The organism is Rossellomorea vietnamensis NBRC 101237 (assembly GCF_001591825.1).
GTDB classification, from domain to species: domain Bacteria; phylum Bacillota; class Bacilli; order Bacillales; family Bacillaceae_B; genus Rossellomorea; species Rossellomorea vietnamensis.
In genome coordinates this window covers 21,673-34,764 of sequence record NZ_BCVQ01000041.1, presented here as the reverse complement: position 1 = coordinate 34,764, position 13,092 = coordinate 21,673, and the positions used below count along the sequence as shown (strand labels likewise).

Below are 13,092 nucleotides of genomic sequence, written 5' to 3'. Positions count from 1 at the left end.
GCAAATGCCCTGCGGGGTCTCAAGATCCAGCTACGGTGTCTAGCCCCTCGAGGTCATAAGCTAAATGGTCCAAGAAGGCACAAGGACGCCTTCTTAGCCCATTCATCTTATGCTTGTCCGGGCTGAGCAAGCCACCTCCGCTTTTCAGGCTTTCCCGCTATTCCCGTCGGAGTCGAGCACCTTCCGCTCCAATCAACTACATTAAGATGATCTTTTAAACTATTGTAATAATTGTCTCTACTCCTTCAAATCCATTCAAATGCGGAAACAACTGATTAATAAGAGAAATATATGCTATTTATTCTACGTAGGGTTTCGAAAATCTTTGAGCTCTGTCTCCAATAGCTTAAATAGAGGGTGAGGGGAACTGCGTAGACTGCTACGGAAAAACGGGCGTGTCGAGACCCCGGAAGCGAACTGTGCTGAGGAGGCTCGACCGAACGTCCGTGGAAAGCGAAGCAGTTCCCCTCACCCTAGAGCTCATCCTCGTTGACAGAGCTACAGAACTTAGTATTTGAATAATTTACACCAATCTATGCGGAGAGAGCAAAAATAAAAATGAATAGATTACTTGTAAATCCATTTTGAATCATATATGATAGTTAAAGGCACAACATTTGGTGTCTGTTTTCATTTTTATAACTATATATTGATTATAACCTGTAAATAAGGTGTCTGATGAGACTTAAAAGGGAATCCGGTGAGAATCCGGAGCTGTCCCCGCAACTGTATGTGCTGACGAAATAAGGAACTGCCACTGTCGTATCGATGGGAAGGCCTTAGAGTAGAGTGAAGCGCGAGTCAGGAGACCTGCCTTATTTAACACGTGTTATCTTCTTCGGGAATTGGGAGGATAAAGCGAGGATTACAATAGGCGTAGGTCTATTTATATCTCCGTATTGTTTAAAGCCCGTCCTTCCTGAAGGACGGGCTTTTTTTGACTCCTTCCCACATTAATAAAACGGGAGGAATGAATCATGACATTCACAATGGTAAAACAAAAAGAAGTGGAAGGGATTCTCAACAGCCTTAGCAGACAGTTTCCCAACCTGGATTTCACAGAATTCGATAAGAAAATCACCATGTATGCAGATCAGCAGGAGGAATGGACCAGTGAACAGCTTCACCATTTCATGATCCTGACAGCGATCGAACGTATTACCGCACTCGAACCGGATTGGACCTATGTGGCAGCATCCTTGTACATCAAAGATTTATATGAGGGCATATCATTTTCAAGGGGGAAATCAAAAGAGAATCTATCCGGCTCATTTTATGAAATGGTCAAAGAATTAACTGAAGCTCACCTTTATTCCCCGTCACTACTGGATTCATATAGCAAGGAAGAAGTGGATTACTTAGGTTCCATTCTGGATTTCAACAGGGATCAACTCTTTACTTACATAGGGATCGTTACGCTGGCTGAGAGGTATTTAACAAAATCCCATAATGGAAAAGTCCTGGAGCTTCCTCAAGAGCGATTTATGGTCATCAGTATGATGTTATGCATGAATGAGGAAAAGGAAAAAAGAATTTCCTTGATTGAAGAAGCGTATTGGGCACTGTCCAATCTGTATATGACCGTGGCAACCCCTACTTTTGCAAATGCAGGAAAAAGCCATGGCCAGTTATCCAGCTGTTTCATTGATACGGTTGAAGATGACTTAAGGAGCATTTATGACAGTAATACGGACGTGTCCACTCTTAGCAAGAATGGTGGGGGCCTTGGAATTTATTTAGGAAAGGTCCGCAGCAGGGGGAGTGATATTAAGGGATTTAAAGGAGTGAGCTCCGGGGTCATACCGTGGATGAAACAACTGAATAATACGGCGGTTTCCGTCGATCAACTGGGTCAGCGTCAAGGTGCGATCGCCGTATATTTGGATGTATGGCATAAAGACATCTTCCCCTTTCTGGATACCCGGTTGAACAATGGGGACGAAAGGCAGAGGACCCATGATCTTTTCACGGGAGTCTCCTTACCCGATCTGTTTATGGAACAGGTAGAAAAGAGGGAAGACTGGTATTTATTCGACCCTCATGAAGTGAAAGGAGTCATGGGCTTTTCCCTGGAAGACTTCTATGACGAAACATCCGGTGCTGGTAGTTTTCGTGAGAAGTATTGGGAATGTGTCGCTCACCCCACCCTTTCACGGGAAGTGGTGCCTGCCATTGAAATCTTTAAGCGCATCATGATATCTCAGCTCGAAACGGGGACTCCGTATATGTTTTACCGGGATACCGTTAACCGCATGAATGCCAATCCCCATAAAGGGATGATCTATTGCAGTAACCTATGTACCGAAATCACTCAGAATATGAGTGCGACTGTGATGGAAGAAGAGGTGATACAAGATGGGAAGATCGTCACATATAAGTCACCGGGAGATTATGTCGTATGCAATCTCGCGTCCATTTCTTTAGCCAAGACCATCCTGGATGATGAGCTTGAGAGAGTGGTGTCGATAGGCGTAAGACTGCTGGATAATGTGATTGACTTAAACGACCTTCCCGTCCTGCAGGCCCAGATCACCAATCAGCGGTACAGGGGAATCGGATTAGGGACATTTGGATGGCATCATCTCCTTGCCCTGAAGGGATTGAAGTGGGAAAGCAGTCAGGCGGTCGACTATTGTGATTCCCTTTATGAAGAGATTGCTTATTATACGATAAAAGCAAGCCATGAACTGGCAAAGGAAAAAGGAAGCTATCCTTATTTCGACGACTCGGACTGGGCGACGGGAGATTATTTTCTGAAACGGGACTATTCAAGTGAAAGATGGATGGAATTGAAGGATGGGATTAAAGACAAAGGGATCCGTAATGGATATTTAATGGCGGTAGCCCCCAATTCCTCAACCTCGATCATTGCGGGGTCCTCTGCGAGCATCGATCCGATATTCAGGCTCCAGTATTCAGAAGAAAAGAAAGATTACAAGATTCCAGTGACCGCTCCCGATCTGTCTCCGGAAACAACCTGGTATTACAAGACCGCTTATCAAGTGGATCAACATTGGAGTGTGGAACAGAACGCAAGGAGGCAGAAGCATATCGATCAGGGGATTTCATTTAATCTGTATGTGCGTAATGACATCAAGGCTAAAGATTTACTGGATCTTCACCTGGACGCATGGAAGTCCGGATTGAAAACCACTTATTATGTAAGGTCTACGTCTGTATCCAATTTTGAAGAATGCGAAAGCTGTCATAGCTAGGGGAGGAAGAAGGAAAATGGAAGAATTGAAACAGCGGGTCCTGATTGATTCACTGGCCCCAAATAAATCAACGGGTATCGTAAACGGGAAAAGTTCCAATATATTAAACTGGGATGACGTGCGGTTTCCCTGGGCTTACCCAAAATATAAAAGGATGCTGGGGAATTTCTGGACTCCATTTGAAATCAATATGGCTAAAGATATCAAGCAGTTCCCTACTTTACCTGAGAACGAGCAGGACTCCTTTTTAAAAATCATAGGACTCCTGGCGCTTCTTGACAGCGTTCAAACCGACTATGCGGGTAAAGTGGCAGATTATCTGACGGATTCGAGCCTAAATGCCCTGATGATCATCCTGGCACAGCAAGAAGTCGTGCATAACCATTCCTACAGTTATGTGTTATCCAGCATCGTGTCGAAAAGAGAGCAAAATGAAGTGTTTGACTTTTGGAAGAACGATCCCATTCTGTTAAAAAGGAATGAATTTATCACAAATGGCTATAAAGGATTTGTGGAATCACCGACTGTTCAGAATCTATTAAAGTCAATCATTTATGATGTCATCCTGGAAGGATTGTTCTTCTATTCAGGTTTTGCTTTTTTCTATCATTTAGCAAGAAACCAAAAGATGGTCGCAACGAGCACGATGATTAATTATATCAATCGTGACGAACAGCTCCATGTCGGATTGTTTGAAAAGATATTTAAAGAAGTTTTGAATGAAAATCCCTCTTATGATACGGAAGAGCTGCGTACGTTCGGGGTGGAAACATTTAAACAGGCAGCGCTCCTCGAAATGGAATGGGGGAGGGAGATTATTGGATCCCATGTGGAAGGGCTTCTGATGAGTGATGTAGAGGATTATATAAAATTCATGGCCAATAAAAGAGCGAAGCAATTAGGTTTTGACGAACCATTCGAGGGGTACAGAACGAATCCGCTCAAATGGATCATAGCGTATCAGGAAGTGGATATGGGAAAGACCGATTTCTTTGAACAAAAATCGAGGCAATACACGAAAACATCGGATGCCAATGGATTTGATGAGCTGTAAAGGAATGATAATAAAAAGCGAGTCGGCATGACTCGCTTTTTGTTATCTCTTTTCAATAAAAGGACCATAATCTCTTCTTTTATGTTGAACGGCCACCCATTTCACCGTCGTGAATTCTTCGAGTGCCCATTCCCCGTTGAAGCGTCCGAGTCCTGAATCTTTTTCTCCGCCGAATGGCATATGGGGCTCGTCATTCACCGGTTCGTCATTGATATGAATCATCCCGGTTTCCACTTGATGAGCCACATTCGTCGCTCTCTCAATGGATGAAGAATGGACTGCTCCGCTTAAGCCATAAGGATGTTCGTTAGCCAGCCCTACAACTTCTTCTTCGGAATCGAATGGTATGATGGCTGCCACTGGTCCGAAAATTTCATTCTTTGCAATCGGCATTGAATTTGTCACATGGGTCAGAACGGTCGGATATAATAAGTTCTTTTCTGCATTTCCTCCAAGTGCCACTTCAGCGCCCATTTCCTTGCTGCTTTCAATATCTTTCAATATCCGGTCTACTTGATTTTGATCGATCAATGGACCGATTTGTGTCTTTTTGTCCGAGGGATCTCCAACATGTAATTCTTTTACCCTGGATACGAAGGCATCCACAAATTTTTCATACATCCCTTTTTGAACCATGATCCGGTTGATGCTCATGCAAATTTGGCCCTGGTGATAGAATTTACCGAAAAGGGCTGATTCAACAGCCTGATCGAGGTCTGCATCATCAAGTACGATAAAGACATTATTGCCACCGAGCTCTAAAGCCGTTTTCTTAAGATTTTTCCCTGCAAGTTCCCCGATGCGGCGTCCCACTTCCGTAGATCCTGTAAAGGAAATCAAGCGGGGGATGGGGTGGGTCACGATATCATCCCCGATTTCCGACCCTTTTCCTACTACAACATTAAGAAGTCCTTTGGGAAGTCCGGCTTCTTCAAATATACTTGCAAATAATAACCCGCCAGTCACAGGGGTATGTGTAGCCGGCTTAACGACGACCCCGTTTCCGGTAGCCAAAGCAGTCGCAATGGAGCGGACAGCCAGATGGAAGGGGAAATTCCATGGGCTGATGATGCCGACGACTCCAAGGGGTGCCCTGTATACCCTGTTTTCCTTACCGGGAACTTGGGAAGGCAGGATTTTCCCTTCCATCCTATAGGGATACGTTGCAGCTTCCTTCATGCTATTAATGGAGACGGTCACTTCTCCTGCAGCTTTCATATACGTACTGCCTGACTCCTTGATGAGCCATTCAATGATTAAATCCTTATTTTCTTCAACAACAGAGACCGCCTTTTCCATAATGGCTCTCTTGGTTTGAGGAAGCTCATTTGCCCAGGATTTTTGGGCTTCCTGTGCTGATTGATACGCTTTATCGAGATCTTCTTTACTGGCAGCTTTAATGGATCCGATTTCAGAATGATCAAAAGGATTCTGATTCGGTATTGTCTTTTCACTGCTTCCATCAAGCCATTCACCATTGATGAAAAGTTTATCAAATTGTGTATTCATAAAATCCATTTCCTCCTTGTTGTTTACATATCCTGCTGGGTAGGGCGTACAATGATTTCATTGACATCTACATGATCAGGCTGCTCCACGGCATAAGAAATTGCTTTGGCGATATTTTCACTGTCCAGTGGCTTCATATCCCGATCCTTGAAAGCGGCTAAAATATCTTCGTCTGTAATGGTCTCAGTCAGCTCTGTTGCAACTGCCCCGGGACAAATAATCGTTGTACGAATGTTATGCGATGCATTCATTTCCTGTCTCAAGCCTTCTGTAATCGCCCTGACGGCATATTTGGTTCCACTGTAGACAGAACTGCCAGGCATCACTTTATGTCCGGCTACAGATGAAATGTTAATGATATGTCCTGACTTCTGATCTTCCATATAAGGAAGAACCGCGGATATCCCATAGAGTACCCCTTTAATATTGACGTCAACCATCTGATCCCATTCTTTGATTTTTCGTTTGTTTATCAGTGAGAGGGGCATGAGGCCTGCGTTGTTGACCAATAAATCAATCCGGCCGGCTTCTTCTACGGTTTTCTTCGCAAGTTGTTCCATCTCTTCAACGTTCGTCACGTCTGTGACATGATAAAAGGCCGTTCCGCCCATTTGCTCTATTTCATCCTTCAATTCCTTCAATCGTTCTTCCCGTCTAGCTGCAAGCATCACCGTGATATTCTTAGAGGCCAATTCCTTTGCTGTTGCCTGACCGATCCCACTGCTCGCTCCCGTAATGATCGCTACCTTCTTTGAACTCATACTCCTTCGTCCTCCTTAAAAGTTGTTTAGCTCTATTGCCTCCTTATTGTTTACACATTACGTGCAGGAAATAAACAATACAGAGAGAGTCGAGTATGTTTTTCCATATTCAAGAAAATAAATGTTTAGCAATTCCTTTGCTGGGAATATACATAGTAGATTAGTGAGAGGAGAGGTTGGCATGGCAAATCATTCCACAGAAGAAAAGATGGAGTCGAAGGTAAGCAGTACGATGGATCGAATGTCCAATGATAAAAAAGAGGACATTCTTTCAAACTTTGATCATTTCAAAGAATACTTAGGTAACAAGGTTTCCTTAGCAGATAAGCTGGGGATGAATGAAGAGCAGCAGGCAAAGGCAGCACAGAAGGTAGGGGACTATCTTGCAGCTCATGAAGAACCGAAAAACAGGGAAGAGAAGCTGTTATATGAATTATGGAAAGCAGGAAATAAAGAAGAACAGCATATGCTTTCTCACATGCTCGTTAAACTTGTTCACGCAGAATCGTGAGTAAACAAAGAAGGGCATCCGTCCGGAAGCCCTTTTTTTGCTTTTTGCTACATATGTATTTCTGGATCTACCTTCACCGATACATTCCCCTTGAGGGCACGTGTGATCATACATGACTGTTCAGCTTTCAGCATCAATTTCTTTGAAAGTGCGATGTCTTTTTCACTGGCAGCAGAACCGAGTGATAGGATCGGCCGATGAATGATTTCTTTATATGTGATGACCCCTTTTTCCACTTCTACAATTCCTTCAGATGTCATGGTTAAGTCTTTTTTCTCTATATGGCTTCTTTCCAGCATAGCAGCAAGCGTGATGATATAACATGTAGCTGCAGCTCCAAGGAGCATTTCATCAGGGTTTGTCCCGATTCCTGGACCGTCCATTTCAGGTGGGATCGAAATTTTCGTATGAAAATGTTCAGAGCTCAAGGTACCTGTATCATTCCTGAGACCGGGCCATTCAGTAGAGATATGAAACGAGTGTTTTGCCATACATAGAATCCTCCCAGAAAACAAGTTAAGAATATTGTATACACATTGTGAATGGATGGCAAAGAAAAAAGACTCTACAGAGTAGAGTCTTTCGGTAAGCATAAATTATGCTTTAGTTACGTTAGCTGCTTGGTCTCCACGGTTTCCTTGAACGATTTCAAAAGAAACTTTTTGACCTTCTTCTAAAGTTTTGAATCCTTCGCCTTGAATAGCTGAGAAGTGTACGAACACGTCGTCTCCACCTTCGCGCTCGATGAATCCGAAACCTTTTTCTGCGTTAAACCATTTTACTGTACCTTCTAACATAATGTTACCTCCTCGTGTGTTCTCCACACAATGTATTACTATTCTTGCTCATGTAACTTCAAGGCGAAAAGCTTTAAAAACTTTGTCCATCCTTCCATTCCGAACAAAAATAATTCTATTACATATTATCAGGTAAATTTATTTATGGCAACCCTGAGGATTGCCATAAATAAAAATAGGCTAAAAGAATGTGAATAGTACATGTATTCTGAAAACGTTTAAAAGAGTATGTTAAAGCTGATTCAAAGGTTCGTACGCACGTTCCAAAGCTCAGGGAAAAAGCGGTGGTCAAGCACTTTTTTTAAATACCCGACACCGCTGGAGCCACCGGTACCCATTTTATGGCCGATGATTCTTTCGACTGTTTTCATATGGCGGAACCGCCATTGCTGAAGCCAATCTTCAATGTCGATTAATTTTTCAGCCAACTCATAAAGGTCCCAATACTGATCAGGATTTTTATAGACGGTTGTCCAGGCGTCGAGTACCGACTGGTCTTCACTGTAGGGTTTTGTATAATCACGATTCTTTACATCTTCATGAATTGGCAACCCTGCACCCGCCAAAGCAAGGATGGAAACATCATAAAGGGAAGGGGCCTCATAGGCTTCGGTAAGCTGGGCTAATAACTCGGGATCTTTCTTGTAAATTTTAAGAACATGGCTGGTTTTATATCCCAGGGCGAATTCAATCATCCTGTATTGATAGGATTGAAACCCGGAGGCTTGACCAAGGCTGTCTCTGAATTGGACATACTCTGATGGGGTGAGGGTCGATAACACGTCCCATGCATGGATGATCTGGGATTGTATTTTTGAAACCCTGGCAAGCATTTTAAATGCAGGGGACAGTTCGCCTTTTTGAATGGAGGCGATGCTTGCCCTGGTTTCATGCAGGATCAGTTTCATCCATAGTTCACTTACTTGATGAATGATGATGAACAACATTTCATCGTGGTGACCGGATAAACGCTTTTGACTATCCAATAATGTATCCAGTCCCAAATATTCACCATACGTCATTCTGTTAATAAAATCCGTATATACTTCTTCATTCCCCATGGAATCGTTCTTGTTAACCATAATGATTCTCCCTTTCTTCTATGTAGATTCAGAGATGCAACTGATTGATCCCCTTTTATATATATTTCTTGAAGGGAACACGTAAATCCTCCTTCGGTTTTATGGCCGGTATTTTATTGAGAATCTCCATTTAATATGGAATGGTCATCGAGGATGCGCCATGTAGTCCGTGAATTCAGTAAAACGGTTCAAAGTGGATTGAATCGTATCTTAAAGGGGAAAATGATAGTATCTTTTCCTGCTTAGGAGTTAAAACCATGATGATCATACAACATATTAAGACGGTGACTGCTCGATTTTTCAAGGAACGCTTCTTCGATCATTCAGCGCAGTTGGCCTATTACTTATTGTTATCCATTTTTCCATTTTTGATTTTCGTGTTTTCATTAATCAGTTATCTGCCCATATCGGAGACCAATGTGCTGCTCTTGATCAAACCATTTGCCCCTGATAAATCATACGCCATCATCCAGGATAATATTGAACGCATTCTCTATGACCAGAGAGGGGACGTCTTATCGGTTTCCATTTTCTTCACCTTCTGGCTTTCTTCGATGGCGGTCCAATCGATGGTCCGTTCGTTGAATCAGGCATATAGGATTGAAAGGAAGAAACCTTTTTTCATCGCATTGTTGTATGATCTTCTATTGACGGTCGGCTTCATGATCCTCATTTCGTTTTCCCTCATCGTACCGGTTGTCGAGGAGTATGTCCGGCATGCACGATTTACAGAAGGGAAAATTAACGGAGATTGGAGTCAGGCCTGGGTGATCGGCAAATGGGGATTGAGCTCTGTCTTTATGTTCATCCTCTTTGTCTTTCTGTATATGGTCGTTCCAAGTAAAAGGATATCGCTTCTCCATGTCATCCCTGGCGCATTGGTTGCGACATTCGGGTGGCAGGGAGTGTCGTGGCTGTATGGAACGTACGTGAAGTTGAATGATTATTCCCAATTTTACGGTCAGCTGGGGAGTGTCATTACACTGGTGGTCTGGTTTTATATATCCTCAACAATCCTTCTAATCGGGGGCTTGTTGAACGGTAGTGTAGCGGAGAAAACATTGAAATAGAAATCGCCCGGCTATAGTGCCGGGCGATTTCTTGTTTTTATATATGATTTTCTTCCCTCATCATGATTACGAGTTTCTTGGATATGGTCAGCAATACAAATCCCAAGATGATGGCCGCAGCGCCAATGACGGCGAATATTTCTAAATAACCGAGGGTTGCAGTGAGGGAAGCAAGTTGACCTGCAAGTAAGCTTGCCACCCCTATGGCAGCCATCCAAACCCCCATCAGGAGGGAGGCGATCTTTACAGGGGCGACTTTACTGACGAGAGATAAACCGACAGGGGACAGAAATAATTCCCCCAGCGTATGAAGCAAATACGTAAAGACGATGAACAGGAGATTGGCTTTTACTGTGATGTTTTGTTCATCTGAACCGGTTTGCATGACTGCAGGTATGAGGATCATGAACCCCAGACCGAGTAGGATCATTCCGATTCCCATCTTTGTGGTCATATTTAGATCGCCCCTTTTCGATCGGGAAAGTCGTAACCAGACACTTGAAAGGATCGGTGCCAGGATGACGATGAATAATGGATTGACGGACTGGAACCAAGCAACGGGAATGGTATAACCAAACACGTCACGATCAATGAAATTTTTTGTGTAAAGAGTGAAAGAGCTCCCTGCCTGTTCAAATCCTGCCCAGAAAAATACGACAAAGCATGCAAGGATGAGAATGGCAGTGGTACGCTGCTTTTCCTTTTTGGTCAAAGGTACATTCCTGTCTTCATTGGCTTCTTCCGCCAACAGTTTATTTGGTTTCAACCCTACTTCCCCCAGGTATTTATTGTTTAACGTACTAAAGATGATCTGCCCGGTGATCATTCCGATGGAGGAGGCAAGGAATGCCCATTTGAATCCATAATGCATCGTTCCGTCCCTCATGGTGGTAAGGAACAGGTCCTCTGCAAGAAAACCTGCAATGAGGGGGGCGAATAATGCTCCCAGGTTGATTCCCATGTAAAAAATGGTAAAGGCGGCATCTTTTCGTTTATCGTTCCGTGGGTATAGCTCCCCTACGAGTGTGGAAATATTCGGTTTGAAAAAACCGTTCCCAAGAACGAGGAGGGCAAGTCCTGCATATAAGCCGATTTGGGAGTGGGTCAGAAAAATAGTGAAATCTCCACATGCCATGGTGATTCCACCAATGGTGATCGCTTTCCGCAGCCCGATATATCGATCCGTCAGCCATCCTCCTAATATAGGGGTAAAGTAGACACTGCCGGTATAAATACCATAAATGGACAATGCTTTTGCGGGATCGACCCCCAAGCCACCGCTTACAAAGGCTGTCGTCAAGTACAGAACGAGGAGCGCCCTCATTCCATAGTAACTATACCGTTCCCATAATTCTGTAAAGAATAACAGATAAAGACCTTTGGGATGTTTTTTACCTTGAGGTAAACGTTCTAATGTAGATGAGTTCACGTTATCACTCCTGTATTTTTAACATATGATTAGGCCAGGCAGAAAAGGGAGATGAGTAAACTTTTTTCCAAATCCTTTCATAGTATCCCCGTTCTTTTCATAGGCATGTACAAAAAGGGCGGTGGAAAAATTGTTCACTGGGTGTTTGTATTGCGGTCATTCTAGTTTGACAGAAAACGAATTATACATGAAAGAAGAGTATGGAGAAGCAAAATGGAACCTTACGGGACAGAGAGTGGGAGGGGATATGGTCATGTACAGCTGTGATAAATGTGGTTTCCTTCACCCATTCATTAAGAAGAAACGAAAGAAGTTCGAAAGGGAAGGTATGAAGAAATCCAGGGGCATTCGATGGAATATTCGGTAAACAGTATTTGTAGTCGTGTTGCAGTTGGCGGTATAATATGGGAAGGGAGGGAGACAAATGAATACATATCCAGATACGAAGAAAACCATTCAATTGATAAAGGAACTTGTGGAAATCCCAAGTCCTTCAGGGAACACGGATACAATCATGAATTTTGTTGAGGAATATTTCACCGACTTACAGTTGGAAATGAAAAGGAATCGAAAAGGTGCCCTTATCATCACCCTGCCTGGTGAAGATACATCGAGGCATCGCATGCTCACGGCACATGTCGATGCATTAGGTGCCATGGTCAAGGAAATCAAAAGTGATGGACGTCTACGGTTATCCATGATTGGTGGATTCAGATGGAATGCGGTGGAAGGGGAGTACTGCAGGATAGAAACATCTACAGGCAAATCCTACAGTGGAACGATTCTCATGCATCAAACCTCTGTCCATGTCTACAAAAATGCAGGCGAAGCAAAACGGGACGAAACGAATATAGAAGTCCGGATCGACGAAAAAGTACGGAATGCTAAAGATGTAAGAGAGTTGGGAATAGAGGTTGGGGATTTCGTTTCATTCGATCCCCGTGCTGAAATCACGGAAAGCGGGTTCATAAAATCCCGTCACCTGGATGATAAAGCAAGTGTAGGGATGCTTATGCAGTTGATACGCCATATTCAATCCGAAGGAATCACGCTTCCTTATACGACCCATTTTCTGATTTCAAATAATGAAGAAATCGGTTATGGCGGAAATTCGAATATTCCTGACGAAACGATTGAATATCTGGCAGTCGATATGGGTGCGATCGGTGACGGTCAATCCACGGATGAGTTTACCGTGTCGATTTGTGCGAAGGATTCAAGCGGACCTTATCACTACGGTCTGCGCAAGCATTTAGTCTCATTGGCTGAAGAGAATGGGATTGACTATAAAGTGGATATTTATCCTTACTATGGTTCAGATGCCTCCGCTGCCATACGGGCAGGGTTTGATATTGTCCATGGATTGATAGGGGCAGGGATCGATGCGTCACATGCATACGAACGCACACATGAATCCTCCATTCTTCACACGGAAAATTTGCTTTGGCATTACGTTCAATCCAGGATGGTCATTGAATGAACAAGCAGTCTTCCATCATCTTCTTATAGGTGATGGAAGGCTTTTTTTGTTTGGGGTAAATGGTAACCGGGTATGGTGACATTTGTGTGATGAAAATTTGTTTTGATTTTAGGAGGTATTTCTCTTATCAAAGCTTAGATGTTAAGATAAAATAAAAACACAATTAACTTAAAACGAGGTAAAA

12 protein-coding genes and 1 riboswitch are annotated in these 13,092 nt (G+C 43.3%); of the genes, 6 read left to right on the top strand and 6 right to left on the bottom strand.

Annotated elements, in window-relative coordinates; genetic code table 11:
• The first annotated feature begins 652 nt into the window (after positions 1-652).
• Positions 653-832: riboswitch (cobalamin riboswitch) on the top strand.
• A gap of 145 nt (positions 833-977) precedes the next feature.
• Positions 978-3,215, top strand: a complete 2,238-nt coding sequence (locus BVI01S_RS17120; protein ID WP_061811054.1) for a ribonucleoside-diphosphate reductase subunit alpha — start codon at positions 978-980, stop codon at positions 3,213-3,215.
• A 16-nt stretch (positions 3,216-3,231) separates the two neighbouring features.
• Positions 3,232-4,269 carry a ribonucleotide-diphosphate reductase subunit beta gene (locus BVI01S_RS17115; RefSeq protein WP_034763553.1) on the top strand — a complete coding sequence of 346 codons (1,038 nt, stop codon included), beginning with the start codon at positions 3,232-3,234 and terminating at the stop codon, positions 4,267-4,269.
• Positions 4,270-4,311: 42 nt separating this feature from the next.
• On the opposite strand, the gene BVI01S_RS17110 is transcribed toward BVI01S_RS17115, so the two are convergent.
• Positions 4,312-5,778 carry an aldehyde dehydrogenase family protein gene (locus tag BVI01S_RS17110; RefSeq protein ID WP_061811053.1) on the bottom strand — a complete coding sequence of 489 codons (1,467 nt, stop codon included), beginning with the start codon at positions 5,776-5,778 and terminating at the stop codon, positions 4,312-4,314.
• A gap of 23 nt (positions 5,779-5,801) precedes the next feature.
• Entirely contained in the window at positions 5,802-6,539 is a 738-nt protein-coding gene (locus BVI01S_RS17105; RefSeq protein WP_061811052.1) for an SDR family oxidoreductase, read from the bottom strand.
• A gap of 208 nt (positions 6,540-6,747) precedes the next feature.
• Between BVI01S_RS17105 and BVI01S_RS17100 the strand changes: the two genes are divergently transcribed.
• Positions 6,748-7,050 (top strand): DUF3243 domain-containing protein, encoded by a 303-nt coding sequence (locus tag BVI01S_RS17100; protein WP_371928756.1) that lies wholly within the window; start codon positions 6,748-6,750, stop codon positions 7,048-7,050.
• Between the two features lie 47 nt (positions 7,051-7,097).
• Here the strand turns inward: BVI01S_RS17100 and BVI01S_RS17095 are convergent, their stop codons facing one another.
• The 3 genes from BVI01S_RS17095 to kynA form a co-directional block, all read right to left on the bottom strand.
• Positions 7,098-7,541, bottom strand: a complete 444-nt coding sequence (locus BVI01S_RS17095) for an SACOL1771 family peroxiredoxin (protein ID WP_034763564.1) — start codon at positions 7,539-7,541, stop codon at positions 7,098-7,100.
• A 105-nt stretch (positions 7,542-7,646) separates the two neighbouring features.
• Positions 7,647-7,847, bottom strand: a complete 201-nt coding sequence (locus BVI01S_RS17090) for a cold-shock protein (protein ID WP_034763568.1) — start codon at positions 7,845-7,847, stop codon at positions 7,647-7,649.
• A 242-nt stretch (positions 7,848-8,089) separates the two neighbouring features.
• Complete coding sequence (gene kynA / locus BVI01S_RS17085) at positions 8,090-8,929, bottom strand: tryptophan 2,3-dioxygenase (protein ID WP_061811051.1); 840 nt, start codon at positions 8,927-8,929, stop codon at positions 8,090-8,092.
• Between the two features lie 257 nt (positions 8,930-9,186).
• Between kynA and BVI01S_RS17080 the strand changes: the two genes are divergently transcribed.
• Positions 9,187-9,999, top strand: a complete 813-nt coding sequence (locus tag BVI01S_RS17080; RefSeq protein WP_244886951.1) for a YihY/virulence factor BrkB family protein — start codon at positions 9,187-9,189, stop codon at positions 9,997-9,999.
• A gap of 37 nt (positions 10,000-10,036) precedes the next feature.
• Here the strand turns inward: BVI01S_RS17080 and BVI01S_RS17075 are convergent, their stop codons facing one another.
• Entirely contained in the window at positions 10,037-11,428 is a 1,392-nt protein-coding gene (locus tag BVI01S_RS17075; RefSeq protein ID WP_034763574.1) for a peptide MFS transporter, read from the bottom strand.
• Between the two features lie 166 nt (positions 11,429-11,594).
• Here BVI01S_RS17075 and BVI01S_RS17070 point away from each other — a divergent pair, with 166 nt between their 5' ends.
• The gene (locus BVI01S_RS17070; protein ID WP_061811050.1) at positions 11,595-11,795 is read left to right on the top strand and encodes a hypothetical protein; all 201 of its coding nucleotides are present in this window, start codon (positions 11,595-11,597) and stop codon (positions 11,793-11,795) included.
• A gap of 57 nt (positions 11,796-11,852) precedes the next feature.
• Positions 11,853-12,908, top strand: a complete 1,056-nt coding sequence (locus tag BVI01S_RS17065; protein ID WP_061811049.1) for a M42 family metallopeptidase — start codon at positions 11,853-11,855, stop codon at positions 12,906-12,908.
• Positions 12,909-13,092: the final 184 nt, after the last annotated feature.